The organism is Pseudomonas sp. LM13 (assembly GCF_041381355.1).
Taxonomy (GTDB): Bacteria; Pseudomonadota; Gammaproteobacteria; order Pseudomonadales; family Pseudomonadaceae; genus Stutzerimonas; species Stutzerimonas frequens.
This window is the reverse complement of record NZ_JACBXH010000037.1, coordinates 1-16,537: the sequence shown is the minus strand read 5'-3', so window position 1 is coordinate 16,537 and position 16,537 is coordinate 1. Positions and strand designations below refer to the sequence as shown.

General features: G+C 60.9%; 16 protein-coding genes and 2 tRNA genes. 15 read left to right on the top strand and 3 right to left on the bottom strand.

The features are described from left to right. The 15 genes from ftsH to HZR81_RS18775 all read left to right on the top strand — a co-directional run bounded on the left by ftsH (nt 1) and on the right by HZR81_RS18775 (nt 15,058). On the top strand, nt 1-1,911 hold the full coding sequence (ftsH, locus tag HZR81_RS18845; protein WP_063541281.1) for an ATP-dependent zinc metalloprotease FtsH: 1,911 nt from the start codon (nt 1-3) through the stop codon (nt 1,909-1,911). 148 nt (nt 1,912-2,059) lie between these two features. Beyond that, on the top strand, nt 2,060-2,911 hold the full coding sequence (folP, locus tag HZR81_RS18840; RefSeq protein ID WP_133455717.1) for a dihydropteroate synthase: 852 nt from the start codon (nt 2,060-2,062) through the stop codon (nt 2,909-2,911). 10 nt (nt 2,912-2,921) lie between these two features. Beyond that, nucleotides 2,922-4,259, top strand: coding sequence for a phosphoglucosamine mutase (gene glmM / locus HZR81_RS18835; protein WP_102838544.1), 1,338 nt, complete (start codon nt 2,922-2,924; stop codon nt 4,257-4,259). Nucleotides 4,260-4,324: 65 nt separating this feature from the next. Further along, on the top strand, nt 4,325-5,080 hold the full coding sequence (gene tpiA / locus HZR81_RS18830; RefSeq protein ID WP_500128952.1) for a triose-phosphate isomerase: 756 nt from the start codon (nt 4,325-4,327) through the stop codon (nt 5,078-5,080). 4 nt (nt 5,081-5,084) lie between these two features. Next, nucleotides 5,085-5,468: a preprotein translocase subunit SecG gene (gene secG / locus HZR81_RS18825; protein WP_458992369.1), complete on the top strand. Its 384-nt coding sequence runs from the start codon at nt 5,085-5,087 to the stop codon at nt 5,466-5,468. 7 nt (nt 5,469-5,475) lie between these two features. After that, nucleotides 5,476-5,561, top strand: a tRNA-Leu gene (locus HZR81_RS18820). Nucleotides 5,562-5,655: 94 nt separating this feature from the next. Beyond that, nucleotides 5,656-5,732: transfer RNA gene (locus HZR81_RS18815), tRNA-Met, on the top strand. 128 nt (nt 5,733-5,860) lie between these two features. After that, nucleotides 5,861-6,319, top strand: a complete 459-nt coding sequence (rimP, locus tag HZR81_RS18810) for a ribosome maturation factor RimP (RefSeq protein ID WP_102838541.1) — start codon at nt 5,861-5,863, stop codon at nt 6,317-6,319. A gap of 44 nt (nt 6,320-6,363) precedes the next feature. Continuing rightward, nucleotides 6,364-7,845 (top strand): transcription termination factor NusA, encoded by a 1,482-nt coding sequence (gene nusA, locus HZR81_RS18805; protein WP_063541286.1) that lies wholly within the window; start codon nt 6,364-6,366, stop codon nt 7,843-7,845. Between the two features lie 28 nt (nt 7,846-7,873). Continuing rightward, nucleotides 7,874-10,372 (top strand): translation initiation factor IF-2, encoded by a 2,499-nt coding sequence (gene infB / locus HZR81_RS18800; protein ID WP_500128951.1) that lies wholly within the window; start codon nt 7,874-7,876, stop codon nt 10,370-10,372. Nucleotides 10,373-10,472: 100 nt separating this feature from the next. Further along, nucleotides 10,473-10,862: a 30S ribosome-binding factor RbfA gene (gene rbfA, locus HZR81_RS18795; RefSeq protein ID WP_500128950.1), complete on the top strand. Its 390-nt coding sequence runs from the start codon at nt 10,473-10,475 to the stop codon at nt 10,860-10,862. Nucleotides 10,863-10,864: 2 nt separating this feature from the next. Continuing rightward, nucleotides 10,865-11,782 (top strand): tRNA pseudouridine(55) synthase TruB, encoded by a 918-nt coding sequence (gene truB / locus HZR81_RS18790; protein WP_500128949.1) that lies wholly within the window; start codon nt 10,865-10,867, stop codon nt 11,780-11,782. 114 nt (nt 11,783-11,896) lie between these two features. Further along, entirely contained in the window at nt 11,897-12,166 is a 270-nt protein-coding gene (rpsO, locus tag HZR81_RS18785; RefSeq protein ID WP_003293213.1) for a 30S ribosomal protein S15, read from the top strand. Between the two features lie 165 nt (nt 12,167-12,331). Continuing rightward, nucleotides 12,332-14,437, top strand: a complete 2,106-nt coding sequence (pnp, locus tag HZR81_RS18780) for a polyribonucleotide nucleotidyltransferase (protein ID WP_102838536.1) — start codon at nt 12,332-12,334, stop codon at nt 14,435-14,437. A 252-nt stretch (nt 14,438-14,689) separates the two neighbouring features. Next, on the top strand, nt 14,690-15,058 hold the full coding sequence (locus HZR81_RS18775; RefSeq protein ID WP_110776032.1) for a BON domain-containing protein: 369 nt from the start codon (nt 14,690-14,692) through the stop codon (nt 15,056-15,058). A 58-nt stretch (nt 15,059-15,116) separates the two neighbouring features. Here HZR81_RS18775 and HZR81_RS18770 read toward each other — a convergent pair whose 3' ends face one another. The 3 genes from HZR81_RS18770 to HZR81_RS18760 all read right to left on the bottom strand — a co-directional run. Further along, entirely contained in the window at nt 15,117-15,425 is a 309-nt protein-coding gene (locus HZR81_RS18770) for a DUF2845 domain-containing protein (protein ID WP_285360993.1), read from the bottom strand. 15 nt (nt 15,426-15,440) lie between these two features. Further along, nucleotides 15,441-15,728 carry a DUF2845 domain-containing protein gene (locus HZR81_RS18765; protein ID WP_125866908.1) on the bottom strand — a complete coding sequence of 96 codons (288 nt, stop codon included), beginning with the start codon at nt 15,726-15,728 and terminating at the stop codon, nt 15,441-15,443. Further along, a partial coding sequence (locus HZR81_RS18760; protein ID WP_500128948.1) for a DUF748 domain-containing protein occupies nt 15,725-16,537 on the bottom strand: 813 nt, incomplete at its 5' end. The genes HZR81_RS18760 and HZR81_RS18765, both read right to left, overlap by 4 nt.

The following is a 16,537-nucleotide window of genomic DNA, read 5'->3' as shown; positions in this document are numbered from 1 at the left end:
ATGGCAAAAAACCTGATTCTGTGGCTGATCATCGCCGCCGTCCTGGTCACGGTGATGAACAACTTCTCCAGCCCGACCGAGCCGCAGACGCTGAACTACTCGGATTTCCTCGAGCAAGTCAAGGAAGGGCGCGTCGAGCGCGTGACCGTCGATGGCTTCGTCATCATCGGCAAGCGCAGCGACGGCGATACCTTCAAGACCATTCGCCCTGCGATCCAGGACAACGGCTTGATCGGTGACCTGCTCGACAACAATGTGCTGATCGAGGGCAAGCAGCCTGAGCAGCAGAGCATCTGGACCCAGCTGCTGGTGGCCAGCTTCCCGATCCTGGTGATCATCGCCGTGTTCATGTTCTTCATGCGGCAGATGCAGGGCGGTGCCGGCGGCAAGGGCGGGCCGATGAGCTTCGGCAAGAGCAAGGCTCGGTTGCTCTCCGAGGATCAGGTCAAGACCACCTTCGCTGACGTCGCGGGTTGCGACGAGGCCAAGGAAGAGGTGCACGAACTGGTCGAATTCCTTCGTGACCCAGGCAAGTTCCAGCGTCTCGGTGGCCGTATTCCGCGCGGTGTGTTGATGGTCGGCCCGCCCGGTACCGGTAAGACGCTGCTGGCCAAGGCAATCGCCGGCGAAGCCAAGGTGCCGTTCTTCACCATTTCGGGTTCGGACTTCGTCGAGATGTTCGTCGGTGTCGGCGCCAGCCGTGTCCGTGACATGTTCGAGCAGGCCAAGAAGCATGCGCCGTGCATCATCTTCATCGACGAAATCGATGCAGTCGGCCGCCATCGTGGTGCCGGTCTTGGCGGCGGGCATGACGAGCGCGAGCAGACCCTCAACCAGTTGCTGGTGGAGATGGACGGGTTCGAGATGAACGACGGCATTATCGTCATCGCGGCTACCAACCGCCCAGACGTGCTCGATCCGGCGCTGCTGCGTCCGGGCCGTTTCGACCGCCAGGTCGTTGTTGGCTTGCCGGACATCCGCGGTCGCGAGCAGATCCTCAAGGTCCATATGCGCAAGGTGCCGGTCAGCGAGAACGTCGAGCCGGCGGTCATCGCCCGCGGTACACCGGGGTTTTCGGGCGCGGACCTGGCCAATCTGGTCAACGAGGCGTCGCTGTTCGCCGCGCGGGCGAACAAGCGCATTGTCGAGATGCGCGAGTTCGAGTTGGCCAAGGACAAGATCATGATGGGCGCCGAGCGCAAGTCCATGGTCATGTCCGAGAAGGAGAAGCTCAACACGGCCTATCACGAGGCGGGACATGCCATCGTGGGGCGCGTAGTGCCGGAGCACGATCCGGTGTACAAGGTTTCGATCATCCCGCGTGGGCGGGCGTTGGGCGTCACCATGTTCCTCCCGGAAGAGGATCGCTACAGCCTTTCGAAGCGCGCATTGATCAGCCAGATCTGCTCGCTGTTTGGCGGCCGGATTGCGGAGGAGATGACCCTGGGGTTCGAAGGGGTCACGACTGGCGCCTCCAACGACATCATGCGCGCCACGCAACTGGCGCGGAACATGGTGACCAAGTGGGGGTTGTCCGAAAAGCTTGGTCCGCTGATGTATGCCGAAGAGGAAGGCGAAGTCTTTCTCGGTCGTAGTGCCGGTAGCCAGCATGCCAACGTGTCCGGCGAGACTGCCAAGCTGATCGATGAAGAAGTGCGCAGCATCATCGATCATTGCTACGGCACGGCCAAGCAGATCCTGACGGACAATCGCGACAAGCTGGACATGATGGCAGAGGCCCTCATGAAGTACGAAACGATCGATGCGCCGCAGATCGACGACATCATGGCCGGACGCCCACCGCGTGAGCCGCGCGACTGGGAGGGTGGTTCTGGAACATCCGGGACGCCAGCGGTACCGGATGACAGCCGGCCGCAGACGCCGATCGGCGGTCCGGCCGGCGAGCACTGAGGGTAGCGCGCCGAACGCGTGTCATGAGCTGAATCCAGAAGGGGCGCATAGGCGCCCCTTCTGGTGTAAATTGCTCTCCCCGCTGTGCCATGGTGGTGCAGCTGGCGTGGATCGCCTGCCCAGGCGTCCCAACGTTCAAGGCTCGTGAATGAATAACTCGTCTTCACCTGCTCGACTGGTCTGCGGCAGTCGGGTTCTCGATCTATCCCGTCCCCATGTCATGGGGATTCTCAATGTCACCCCTGATTCCTTCTCCGACGGTGGCCGCTTCGCCGAGCGCGATGCCGCCTTGCGCCACGCGCAGGCGATGGTCACGGCTGGCGCCACGCTGATCGATGTCGGGGGTGAATCGACGCGTCCGGGCGCGCGCTCGGTATCGCCTACTGAGGAGTTGGAGCGAGTCGCTCCGATCGTCGAGGCCATCGCCCGCGAGCTGGACGTCGTCATCTCGGTCGACACTTCGACGCCGGCCGTGATACGTGAGTGTGCGCGTCTCGGGGCTGGACTGATCAACGACGTGCGCTCGCTGCGGCGCGATGGCGCGCTGGATGCTGCGGCCGACAGCGGTCTGCCGGTCTGTCTCATGCATATGCGCGGCGAGCCAGGTGATATGCAGGATGATCCGCGTTACGACGATATCACTGAGGAAGTAGCGTCTTTCCTCGGTGACCGAATGGTTGCCTGCGCAGCTGCAGGCATTCCGACCGAGCGCATCGTGCTCGACCCGGGGTTCGGGTTTGCCAAGACGCTGGATCACAATCTCGTGCTGTTCAAGCATCTGGAGGCGCTTCACCAATTGGGTCGCCCTCTGCTGGTAGGTGTGTCACGCAAGAGCATGATCGGTGGCGTGCTAGGGCGCCCGGTGGCTGAGCGGTTGTATGGCAGCCTGGCGCTAGCGGCTCTTGCCGTCAGCAAGGGGGCGCAGATCGTGCGGGTGCATGATGTTGCCGAAACGGTTGATGTAGTTCGAATGATTGCCGCAGTGCAGGCGGCAGAGTAGGGAAAGCACCATGACTAGAAAGTACTTCGGCACCGACGGCATTCGTGGCCACGTAGGGCAGGCGCCCATTACCCCTGACTTCATGCTCAAGTTGGGGTGGGCGGCGGGCATGGCCTTTCGCAAACAGGGCAAGTGCCGAATCCTGATCGGCAAGGACACCCGTATCTCGGGCTACATGTTCGAGTCGGCACTGCAGGCTGGGCTCTCCGCTGCTGGAGCCGATGTGTTGCTGCTAGGGCCGATGCCGACTCCGGCGGTTGCCTACCTGACACGTACCTTTCATGCCGAGGCCGGGATCGTTATCAGTGCCTCGCACAATCCCCATCACGACAACGGCATCAAGTTCTTTTCCGGTCGCGGCACCAAGCTCCCCGACGAGGTGGAGCTGATGATCGAGGAGCTGATCGACACGCCGATGACGGTCGTCGAGTCGGCTCAGTTGGGCAAAGCGTCGCGGATCAACGATGCGGCCGGTCGCTATATCGAGTTCTGCAAGAGCAGCGTGCCAACCAGTACTGATTTCTCCGGGCTCAAGCTGGTAGTCGATTGCGCTCACGGCGCTACCTACAAGGTCGCGCCCAGCGTGTTCCGCGAGCTTGGGGCAGAGGTCGTGGTGATTGGTGCACAGCCGGATGGGCTGAACATCAATGCCGATGTTGGTTCAACCCACGTCGGGCAATTGCAGAAAGCGGTCGTTGAGCATGGCGCAGACCTCGGCATCGCCTTTGACGGTGACGGCGACCGGGTGATGATGGTCGACCATACCGGTGCGGTCGTCGATGGCGATGAGCTGCTTTACATCATTGCGACCGATCTGCAGGAGCGCGAGCGTCTGGCCGGTGGCGTGGTGGGCACGCTGATGAGCAACCTCGGGCTAGAGCTTGCGTTGAAGGCGCGTGAGATTCCATTCACGCGTGCCAAGGTCGGCGATCGCTATGTGATCGCGGAAATGCTTGATCGTGGCTGGGTTCTCGGTGGCGAGAATTCCGGGCACATCGTCTGCGCTCAGCACACCACGACGGGTGATGCGATCATCGCGGCCTTGCAGGTGGTACTGGCTCTTCGTCGCCGTGAGCAGACCCTCGCCCAGGAGCGTCTGGCGTGGCACAAGTGTCCGCAGGTACTGATCAATGTGCGCTTCTCAGGCGATCGTGATCCGATTGCTCATCCCAGTGTCAAGGCTGCGTGCGATAGCGTCACCGAGCGCATGGGTGGGCGTGGGCGCGTCCTGCTGCGCAAGTCTGGTACCGAGCCGCTGGTGCGGGTAATGGTCGAGGGCGATGACGAGACTCAGGTGCGGTGCATGGCGGAAGAGTTGGCCAAGGTCGTAACCGAAGTTTGTGCGTGAAGCTGCTTGCCAGGGGCGCAGTCGTTGAGTAACATCTGCGCCCACTTTGACCGATGAGGTAAAGCATGCGTCGCCCCATGGTAGCTGGTAACTGGAAAATGAACGGTACCCGCGCTAGCGTCGCAGAGCTGATCGAGTCTTTTCAGCAGCAGGTATTGCCTGCGGCAGTCGAGATTGCGGTATTTCCCTCCTTTGTGCATGTCAGTCAGGTCTTGAGCGCGCTCGGTGGGGCAAAAGTGTCCGTCGGTGCCCAGGATTGTGCGTTGCAGTCGGGGTTTGGTGCTTTGACCGGTGAGGTCTCGGCCGAACAGCTTGTTGATGCGGGTTGCAAGTGGGTATTGGTTGGGCATTCCGAGCGCCGCCTGCTGTTGGGTGAGGCGGACGAAGTGGTCAGCCAGAAGTTTGCGGCAGCGCAGTCGAGTGGTTTGATGCCTGTGCTGTGCGTCGGTGAGACGCTCGAGGAGCGCGAAGCCGGTAGGACGCTCGAGGTAGTGGCGCGGCAGCTGGGTCGGGTTCTCGATGATCAGGGAATCGAGGCGTTTCAGTCTGCGGTGGTCGCTTACGAGCCTGTCTGGGCTATCGGCTCGGGCTTAACGGCGACGCCAGGGCAAGCGCAGGAAGTACATGCTGCCATTCGTGAGCAGCTGGCCCGTAGCGATCGCCGCATCGCTGAGGGTGTAAGGCTGCTGTATGGTGGTAGCGTCAAGGCGGAGAATGCAGCCGAGCTGTTCGCCATGGCGGATATTGATGGGGGGTTAGTTGGTGGAGCCTCTCTGAAAGCGGATGAATTCGGTGCGATCTGTCGCGCCGCGGGGAACTGAACAGATGTTGCAGACTGTTGTGATCGTGGTGCATCTGCTGGTTGCTCTTGGTGTGGTTGCGCTGGTGCTGCTGCAGCAGGGCAAGGGTGCGGATGCTGGTGCGTCTTTCGGTTCCGGTGCTTCGGCAACCGTTTTCGGAAGCCAAGGTTCTGCTACCTTTTTGAGTCGACTTACTGCTATACTTGCTGGCGTTTTTTTTCTGACCAGCCTTGGGTTGGCGTTCTTCGCCAAGCAGCAGGCTGATCAATTGTCTCAGGCTGGGCTGCCTGATCCGGCTGTTCTGGAAGTGCCGGTAAGCAAGCCCGCGGTAGAAGATGTTCCGGTGCTCGAAGAGCAAAAGGCGACGGAGACTGCTGGCGACGTGCCTGAGGTGGGAGAGGGGCAATAAGGTTTTTGCCGAGGTGGTGGAATTGGTAGACACGCTACCTTGAGGTGGTAGTGGCCATAGGCTGTAGGGGTTCGAGTCCCCTCCTCGGTACCAAACAAGCAGGCCCGCCTAGTGCGGGCTTTCTTGTGTTTGAGGGTTTCGGTTGACCTGTATTGGGTATGGGTCGTATAATTCGTGCCCAGTTTGACGCGGGGTGGAGCAGTCTGGTAGCTCGTCGGGCTCATAACCCGAAGGTCGTTGGTTCAAATCCAGCCCCCGCAACCAGTCAATAAAGAGCCCCTGTACAGGGGCTTTTTATTAGCTTGAGGCCAGGTCGCCGGCATTTACAGGCGGTCAGAAGGGATGGGCGTTTCGCCCATTTTTCATTTGTACAGCATGCGCGAGGGACTTCGATGTCGAGCAAGCTAGAACAGTTGCAGGCCTTGTTGGCCCCGGTGGTTGAGGCGCTTGGCTATCAATGCTGGGGGATCGAGTTCATTTCCCAGGGCCGTCATTCGCTGTTGCGTGTCTATATCGATCATGCCAACGGCATTCTCATTGATGACTGCGAGAAGGTCAGCCGGCAACTGAGCGGTGTCCTCGATGTGGAGGACCCGATCAGCGTGGACTACACCCTTGAGGTGTCCTCTCCGGGAATGGACCGGCCGCTGTTCACGATCGAGCAATACAGCGCCCATGTCGGTGAACAAGTAAAAATAAAGCTGCGCTCGCCCTTCGAGGGCAGGCGCAATTTCCAGGGTCTTCTCCGTGGGGTGGAAGAGCAGGACATTGTTGTGCTGGTTGATGACCATGAGTATCTGCTGCCGATCGACATGATCGATAAGGCCAACATAGTTCCCCGTTTTGACTGAGCGGATCCCGCGGACCCAATGGATTGCGAAAGGCGAGGCGTACGATGAGCAAAGAAGTACTGCTGGTTGTGGAGTCGGTGTCCAATGAAAAGGGCGTACCGGCAAGTGTGATTTTCGAGGCGTTGGAGCTGGCTTTGGCCACAGCGACCAAGAAACGCTACGAAGACGACGTTGATCTGCGTGTGGAAATCAATCGCCACAACGGCAGTTACGAGACTTTCCGTCGCTGGACCGTGGTCGACGACGAACATTTCGAGGATCCGGCCCACCAATTGGCCTTGGATCAGGCCCAGGAGCGCAATCCGGACGCCAAGCTCGGTGATGTGTTCGAGGAGAAGATCGAGTCCATCGAGTTCGGTCGCATTGCGGCGCAGACTGCCAAGCAGGTCATCGTGCAGAAAGTACGCGAGGCCGAGCGTGCGCAGGTAGTCGAGGCCTATCGCGATCGTCTGGGTGAAATTATCTCCGGAACGGTCAAGAAAGTGACCCGCGACAGCGTCATTGTCGATCTGGGCAACAACGCCGAAGCGCTGCTGGCCCGGGAAGACATCATCGCGCGAGAAACCTTCCGCGTCGGTGCCCGTGTTCGCGCCTTGCTCAAGGAAATTCGCACCGAGAACCGCGGCCCGCAGCTGATCCTGTCGCGCACTGCGCCGCAGATGCTGATCGAGCTGTTTCGCATCGAGGTGCCTGAGATCGCCGAGGGCTTGATCGAGGTGATGGGGGCGTCGCGTGACCCAGGTTCGCGGGCCAAGATCGCTGTTCGTTCCAAGGACAAGCGCATCGATCCCCAGGGCGCCTGTATCGGTATGCGTGGATCGCGGGTTCAGGCAGTGTCCGGCGAAATCGGTGGTGAGCGGGTCGACATCGTGCTGTGGGACGAGAACCCAGCGCAGTTCGTCATCAATGCCATGGCGCCTGCCGAAGTCGCAGCGATCATCGTCGACGAAGACGCACATGCCATGGATATCGCCGTCGCCGAGGACAACCTGGCCCAGGCCATCGGACGCGGCGGTCAGAACGTACGTCTGGCCAGCCAACTGACCGGCTGGACGCTGAACGTCATGACCGAAGCGGACATCCAGGCCAAGCAGCAGGAAGAGACCGGCGACATTCTGCGCAGCTTCATCGAAGAGCTGGATGTAGATGAGGAGCTCGCGCAGGTACTGGTAGAAGAGGGCTTCACTTCGCTGGAAGAAGTCGCCTATGTCCCGATGGAGGAGATGCTCGGCATCGAAGGCTTCGACGAGGATATCGTCAACGAGCTGCGTACGCGGGCCAAGGATCGCCTGCTGACCAAGGCCATCGCCAACGAGGAAAAGCTTGCAGACGCTCAGCCGGCTGACGATCTGCTGGCGCTTGAAGGCATGGACAAAGAACTGGCGGTCGAGTTGGCCGTGCGGGGCGTCATCACCCGCGAAGACCTGGCCGAGCAGTCTATTGACGACCTGCTCGACATAGACGGCATCGATGAAGAGCGTGCCGGCAAGCTGATCATGGCCGCCCGAGCCCATTGGTTCGAGTAAGTAATTAGCGGCCTGAGGAGAGAAATGCATGACGCAAGTCACGGTGAAAGAACTGGCCCAGGTGGTCGACACACCGGTCGAGCGACTGCTTCAGCAGATGCGTGAGGCAGGACTGTCGCACACCAGCGCCGAGCAAGTAGTGACCGATAACGAAAAGCAGGCCCTGCTTGCCCATCTCAAGAGCAGCCATGGGGCCAAGGTGGATCAACCGCGCAAGATTACCTTGCAGCGCAAAACCACTACCAAGTTGAAGGTGGGTGGCAGCAAGACCATCAGTGTAGAGGTCCGTAAGAAGAAAACCTTCGTCAAGCGCAGCGCTGAAGAGATCGAAGCGGAAAAGCGTCGCGAACTGGAAGAACAGCGTGCTGCCGAAGAAGCCGCGCGTGCCAAGGCCGAACAGGAAGCCCGCGAGCGCGCCGAAGAGGAGGCGCGTCGCCAGGCCGAGGCAGCCAAGGCCGTGGCCGAGGCGCCTGCCCAGCCTGTCGAGCCCGCGAGCGGAGAGCCCGTGCCGGTAGCGGTCGAGCCTGCTGCTCCCGCTCCAGAGCGCAAGAAGGAAGAGCCTCGCCGTGTCGAGAAGCCGCGCAGCGATGACGACGAGCGTCGTGATCGCAAGCATGCGCAGCATCGGCCGTCGCTCAAGACCAAGGCACCGCTGGCGCGCACCGTGCGTAGCGGTGAGGACGAAGCCGATGGCTTCCGTCGCGGTGGTCGCGGTGGCAAGAGCAAGCTCAAGAAGCGTAACCAGCATGGGTTCCAGAGCCCAACAGGACCAGTCGTGCGCGAAGTGTCGATCGGCGAGACCATCACTGTGGCCGAACTGGCCCAGCAGATGTCGGTGAAAGCGGCCGAAGTCATCAAGTTCATGTTCAAGATGGGGTCTCCGGTCACCATCAACCAGGTGCTGGATCAGGAGACCGCGCAGCTGGTCGCGGAGGAACTGGGCCACAAGGTCAAGCTGGTCAGCGACAATGCGCTGGAAGAACAGCTGGCCGAGCTGCTGAAGTTCGAAGGCGAGTCGGTCGCCCGTGCGCCGGTAGTGACCGTCATGGGTCACGTCGACCACGGTAAGACTTCGCTGCTCGACTACATCCGCCGTGCCAAGGTAGCTGTTGGCGAAGCTGGCGGTATCACCCAGCACATCGGTGCTTATCACGTCGAAACCGAGCGTGGCATGGTCACCTTCCTCGACACCCCGGGCCACGCGGCGTTTACCGCCATGCGTGCTCGCGGTGCCAAGGCCACGGACATCGTGATCCTGGTCGTGGCGGCCGATGACGGCGTCATGCCGCAGACCCAGGAAGCGGTACAGCATGCCAAGGCGGCTGGTGTTCCGATCGTGGTCGCGGTGAACAAGATCGATAAGCCGGACGCCAACCCGGACAACATCAAGAACGGCCTGGCCGCGCTCGATGTGATTCCGGAAGAGTGGGGCGGCGATACTCCGTTCATCCCGGTATCCGCCAAGATGGGTACTGGTGTCGACGAGCTGCTCGAAGCTGTACTGCTGCAGGCCGAGCTCCTCGAGCTGAAAGCGACGCCGTCGGCCCCGGGTCGTGGCGTGGTGGTCGAATCGCGTCTGGACAAGGGTCGTGGCCCGGTCGCTACCGTGTTGGTTCAGGACGGCACGCTGCGCCAGGGCGACATGGTTCTTTGCGGCGTCAACTTCGGTCGTGTTCGCGCCATGCTCGACGAGAACGGCAAGCCGGTGAAAGAAGCCGGTCCGGCGATTCCGGTCGAGATTCTCGGTCTGGATGGTACCCCGGAAGCTGGTGACGACCTGACCGTGGTTGCTGACGAGAAGAAGGCCCGCGAGGTTGCGCTGTTCCGTCAGGGCAAGTTCCGCGAGGTGAAGTTGGCTCGTGCGCATGCCGGCAAGCTGGAAAATATCTTCGAAACCATGGGGCAGGACGAGAAGAAGACGCTGAACATCGTCCTCAAGGCCGACGTACGCGGTTCCCTCGAGGCCCTGCAGGGATCGCTCAACGGGCTGGGCAACGACGAGGTGCAGGTGCGCGTGGTCGGTGGCGGCGTCGGTGGTATCACCGAGTCCGATGCCAACCTGGCGCTGGCATCCAACGCAGTGCTGTTCGGCTTCAACGTCCGTGCCGATGCAGGTGCGCGCAAGATCGTCGAGGTCGAGGGCCTGGACATGCGCTACTACAACGTCATCTACGACATTATCGAGGACGTCAAGAAGGCGCTCACCGGTATGCTCGGCAGCGATGTGCGCGAGAATATCCTCGGCATTGCCGAAGTGCGTGACGTCTTCCGTTCGCCGAAGTTCGGCGCGGTTGCCGGTTGCATGGTCACCGAGGGCATGGTCTACCGCAACCGTCCGATCCGCGTGCTGCGCGACGACGTCGTCATCTTCGAAGGCGAGCTGGAATCGCTGCGTCGTTTCAAGGACGACGTCGCCGAGGTCCGCGCCGGCATGGAGTGCGGTATCGGCGTGAAGAGCTACAACGACGTCAAGGTCGGCGACAAGATCGAAGTGTTCGAGAAGGTCGAAGTGGCGCGTTCGCTGTAAGCAAGCGCCAGTCCGAGAGCTGGAAGCCAGGAGTCGTCGCCGCGGTTGCGGTGGCTGCTCCGAGCTTCCAGCTTTTGGCTTTTGAACGGGTGGAAAAAATATGGCCAAAGAATTCAGTCGTACCCAGCGTATCGGTGATCAGATGCAGCGCGAACTGGCGCTGCTCATCCAGCGCGAGATCAAGGATCCGCGTCTGGGGCTGATCACGATCACCGGGGTAGACGTCAGCCGCGATCTGTCCCATGCGAAGATCTTCATCACCATCATGGGGCAGGATGACGACGAGGAAGCGATCAAAGGCAACCTACGCATCCTCAATGAGGCTGCCGGCTTCCTGCGCATGCAGCTCGGCAAGAGCATGAAGCTGCGTACGGTCCCGCAACTGCATTTCAACTATGACGCCAGCATCCGGCGCGGCGTGGAACTGAGTTCGCTGATCGAGCGCGCCGTGGCCGAAGATCGCAAGCACAGCGACGAGCGCGGAGAGTAAGCGTGGCACAGGTCAAGCGTGTACGACGCAATGTCAGTGGGATCATCCTGCTGGATAAGCCGCGCGGGTTCACCTCCAACGCGGCGCTGCAGAAGGTTCGCTGGTTGCTCAATGCGGAGAAGGCCGGGCATACCGGCAGCCTCGATCCACTGGCGACCGGGGTGTTGCCGCTGTGTTTCGGAGAAGCCACCAAGTTCTCGCAGTACCTCCTAGATGCGGACAAGGCCTACGAGACGGTGATGCAGCTCGGCGTGACCACCACCACCGCGGATGCCGAGGGCGAGGTTCTGGAGCGTAAGCCGGTGATGGTTACCCCTGAGCAGCTGGAGGCACTGCTGCCGCAGTTTCGCGGCGATATCCTGCAGGTGCCGCCGATGTACTCGGCGCTCAAGCGCGACGGCCAGCCGCTATACAAGCTGGCGCGTGCCGGTGAAGTGGTGGAGCGCGAGCCGCGTTCTGTTAATATTGCGCGCTTGGAGTTGCTCGCGCTCGACGGCGACAAGGCGCGACTGGCTGTGACCTGCAGCAAGGGCACCTATATCCGGACCTTGGTGGAAGACATCGGCCGGTTGCTCGGCTGCGGCGCGCATGTCGCCGAGTTGCGGCGCACCCAGGCCGGACCGTTCGATCTTTCGCAGACGGTGACGCTCGATACACTGGAGCGGGCGCATGCTGACGGCGGCTCCGCGGCCCTGGATGGATTCCTGCAACCGGTGGACAGCGGGCTGGAGCATTGGCCGTTGTTGCAGTTGTCGGAGCACAGCGCTTACTACTGGCTGCACGGCCAGCCGGTGCGGGCACCGGAGGCACCGCAGTACGGCATGGTTCGCGTACAGGATAGCAATGGTCGCTTCATCGGTATCGGTGAAGTGAGCGAAGACGGGCGCATTGCGCCACGTCGATTGATTCGGTCGGAATGACCGTTACGCAGCGCGTTCGCGCGTTGCGTCAGAGGGTGGCTGTCAGCAGGCACGGTCATTTCTCTTTATTAAACACGGGATGATTCCCGGCCTGTTCACTCAAGGAGCCCTATCATGGCACTGAGCGTTGAAGAAAAAGCCCAGATCGTTAACGAGTACAAGCAAGCTGAAGGCGACACCGGTTCCCCGGAAGTGCAGGTAGCCCTGCTGACCGCCAACATCAACAAGCTGCAGGACCACTTCAAGGCCAACGGCAAAGATCACCACTCGCGTCGTGGTCTGATCCGCATGGTTAACCAGCGCCGCAAGCTGCTGGATTACCTGAAGGGTAAGGACACCACTCGTTACAGCACCCTGATCGGTCGTCTGGGTCTGCGTCGCTAAGACGCGCCCGCGCTGGAAGCCGGAAGCTGGAAGCCTGAAGTTGAAAGTGGGACATCCCTGCAATCAGCTTCGGTCTTCCAGCTTTTGGCTTTCTTGCAGGTCGTTTCGGGCCGACTCCCGAGCGTTCTGCCAATTTCCCCAAGGCAACAAAGAGAAGGAAAAACCGTGAATCCGGTAATCAAGAAGTTCCAATTCGGTCAGTCGACCGTAACCCTGGAAACGGGTCGTATCGCCCGCCAGGCCTCCGGCGCAGTGCTGGTCACCGTCGATGACGATGTCACCGTGCTGGTGACAGTGGTCGGTGCCAAGACCGCCGATCCGAGCAAGGGGTTCTTCCCGCTCTCCGTGCATTACCAGGAGAAGACCTACGCAGCCGGCAAGATTCCCGGTGGTTTCTTCAAGCGTGAGGCGCGTCCTTCCGAGAAGGAAACCCTGACCTCGCGTCTGATCGATCGCCCGATCCGTCCGCTGTTCCCGGAAGGTTTCCAGAATGAAGTGCAGGTCATCTGCACCGTTGTTTCCACCAGCAAGAAGACCGATCCGGACATCGCTGCGATGATCGGTACTTCGGCCGCCCTGGCTGTTTCCGGTATTCCGTTCGACGGCCCGATCGGCGCCGCACGCGTGGCTTTCCACCCGGAAACCGGCTACTTGCTGAACCCGAACTACGAGCAGCTCAAGGCTTCCAGCCTGGACATGGTCGTGGCCGGCACCAAGGACGCCGTACTGATGGTCGAGTCGGAAGCCAAAGAGCTGACCGAAGACCAGATGCTGGGCGCCGTGCTGTTCGCCCACGACGAGTTCCAGGCTGTGATCAAGGCTGTGGAAGAGCTCGCCGCCGAAGCCGGCAAGCCGCGCTGGGACTGGACCGCTCCGCAGGCCAATACCGCACTGCTGGACGCCATCCGTGCCGAGTTCGGCGAAGCCATCTCCCAGGCCTACACCATCACCATCAAGCAGGACCGCTATGCGCGCCTGGGCGAGCTGAAGGACCAGGTCGTTGCCAAGTTCTCCGGTGAAGAAGGCCAGCCGTCTGCCGGTGAGGTGAAGGATGCCTTCGGTGAGATCGAATACCGCACCGTGCGCGAGAACATCGTCAACGGCAAGCCGCGCATCGACGGTCGCGACACCCGCACCGTTCGCGGGCTGAACATCGAAGTCGGCGTGCTCGACAAGACCCACGGTTCGGCGCTGTTCACCCGTGGTGAAACCCAGGCCCTGGTCGTTGCCACCCTCGGCACCGCACGTGACGCGCAGCTGCTCGACACCCTGGAAGGCGAGAAGAAAGACCCCTTCATGCTGCACTACAACTTCCCGCCGTACTCGGTCGGTGAGTGTGGTCGCATGGGTGCTACCGGTCGCCGCGAAATCGGCCACGGTCGCCTGGCCCGTCGTGGCGTTGCTGCCATGCTGCCGAGCGCCGACGAATTCCCGTACACCATCCGCGTGGTTTCCGAGATCACCGAATCCAACGGTTCCAGCTCCATGGCCTCGGTCTGTGGTGCCTCGCTGGCACTGATGGACGCGGGCGTGCCGATGAAGGCGCCGGTAGCCGGTATCGCCATGGGCCTGGTCAAGGAAGGCGAGAAGTTCGCCGTTCTGACCGACATCCTCGGTGACGAGGACCACCTCGGCGACATGGACTTCAAGGTCGCTGGTACCGCCAAGGGCGTAACCGCGCTGCAGATGGACATCAAGATCCAGGGCATCACCGAAGAGATCATGGAGATCGCTCTGGGCCAAGCCCTGGAAGCGCGCCTGAACATCCTCGGCCAGATGAACCAGGTCATTGCCCAGTCGCGCAGCGAGCTGTCGGCCAACGCACCGACCATGCTGGCGATGAAGATCGACCAGGACAAGATCCGCGACGTGATCGGCAAGGGTGGCGCCACCATCCGTGCGATCTGCGAAGAGACCAAAGCCTCGATCGACATCGAAGACGATGGCTCGATCAAGATCTTCGGCGAGACCAAGGACGCCGCCGAGGCAGCCAAGCAGCGCGTGCTGTCGATCACGGCTGAAGCCGAAATCGGCAAGATCTATGTGGGTAAGGTCGAGCGGATCGTCGACTTCGGTGCCTTCGTCAACATTCTGCCGGGCAAGGACGGTCTGGTGCACATCTCGCAGATCAGCGATCAGCGCATCGAGAAGGTGACCGACGTACTGAAGGAAGGTCAGGAAGTGAAGGTGTTGGTGCTGGACGTGGACAACCGCGGTCGTATCAAGCTTTCGATCAAGGACGTCGCGGCCGCCGAAGCTTCCGGCGTCTGATTCATGCTGTAGTGGATGAAAGGGCCCTTCGGGGCCTTTTCTCGTTTCTGGGGTCACGAGATTGCAAGATGCACGCGCGCACAGCCATGAACTTGCAATGTGCAACTGAGAGAAGGACGTGCCGTTTAATTAACTTATTGATTTTTATAGTAAAAAATATTTTCAAAAGTTGGCATGCAGCTTGCGCCTGTTATTCACGAGTCTGCGGTTCGGAGTCATACCGCAGAAACCACGAGAACAGGAGTGACATCTATGAAGACTATTCAGACACTGACTGCCACCGCCATTGCCGCTGCCCTCAGCCTGCCGCTCGCTGGTGCTGCTCTGGCAGATAACACGCCTGCCATCGACGACACCAGCACTGTGATGCTGGCTGCCAACACCGTGGACAATGCGACCGATGCAGCATCCGATACTTGGATCACTACCAAGGTGAAGTCCACTCTCCTGGCGGAGGATGCGACTCCGGGAATGGATATCGAAGTGGAAACCAAGGACGGCGTCGTTTCGCTGTCCGGTACAGTGGCAACCGAGGCGGAAAAAGAAGCAGCCATCGCCAAGGCGCGTGGCATCGAAGGCGTGAAGGACGTCTCAGCTGATGGCCTGAAAGCCGTCGACTGATTCTGTTTTCAGCGCAGACACAAAGAAACCCCGCCAAATGGCGGGGTTTTGCATTGGGCTAGTTTCCTCGCTGGCTCTCGATCTGTCGGAGCCTGTTACCTTCGAAGCGCAGGAAGTGAAGCATGCCGTGGTTGGGCCCATAGACCCACTCTTCGACCGGCACCTCCTGAGCGTAGCCATAGTCGTCGATAACCTGCTTATAGCCGATCAGCGAACTGCTGGCCGGCTCGCCGCACTTGCTGCGAACCTCTGCCGTGCTGGCATCCAGGCTCACCAGCCGGCTGTTACAGCGATAGGTCGATGAGGCTTCGGCGAGGAAACTGGCCGAAAGCAGGGCGAGTAGGGCGGCGGGCAGGTAACGGACCATTGGTTGGCTCCAGACTCAGTTGGCTCGACGGGTTTCGATGCGTACCAGGCGGTTGCCTTCGAAAGTCAGAATGCTGAGCATTCCGTTACGCGGCCCGTAGACCCATTCTTCCAGCGTAAGCTCATGACGATCATGCCGGCCCAGGCGATAGCCGACGACGTCGCGGTGTTGCGGCGCACCGCATTTGCGCTCGACTTCGAAGGTGCGATCGCCGGTAGTGACCAGCTGATTGCCGCAGCGTAGCGTGTCGGCCGTGGCGCTCGCGCTGATCAGCAGGGCGGCGAGCAAGTATCCTTTCTTCATTCTTCGCTTCCCAAGTTCAGGGTTGTAGCAATCCGGCCGTCGCTGCCGGCCTCGGTAGTACCGGTATCCAGCAGGTAGATGCGCTCTGGTGTCAGCCCGGCCTGGACGAGATAGCTCTTGATCGAGGCGGCGCGCTCACGACTCAGACGGCGTAGCAAGGCAGGACTCTGTGCCCAGGAATCGATGATCGCTTGGCGAAGCTGCTGGGCTCGGGTTTCACTTTCCAGGTCGCTCCATTCCGCTGGAGGTTGTTGCTTCAGCCGGCTGCGATAGATGCCCTCCAGAAGCGGCGCCTGATCCTGCTCGTCCACGGTAAGCTGCGCGGGATCGGACGGTACCTTGTCGCCTCGACGCTGCAGGATACGGTACTGAATCTGGCGATACTCGTCCTGTAGACGTTGTTCGGCGAGGAGCGGGCCGTCCGTTGCCGTGGCGCTCATGCCTTCGATCTCAAGACGCAGCCCGGGTCGCTGTTTCAGCCCGGCGGCCAGGGTATCCAGGGTCTGGCGCGCCGCTGGGTCCAGTTCGCTGTTGCCCGGAGCAAAATCGATGTGGCTCAGGTCGCTCTGGTCGCCACCAGCCAGCCCGGCGATGAACTTGAACGGGGCTTTGGCCGCACGCACCACCAGGTTGCGCAACGTTTGCCAGATGATCGGCATGACGCTGAACTGCGGATTGTTCAGGTCGCCCTGCACGGGCAGCTCGATGGAGATCGTGCCGTTGCTGTCCTTCAGTAGTGCGACCGCCAAGCGTACCGGCAGATCCACCGCGTCGGGACTGTCCACTTTTTCGCCGAGTTGCAACTGCTC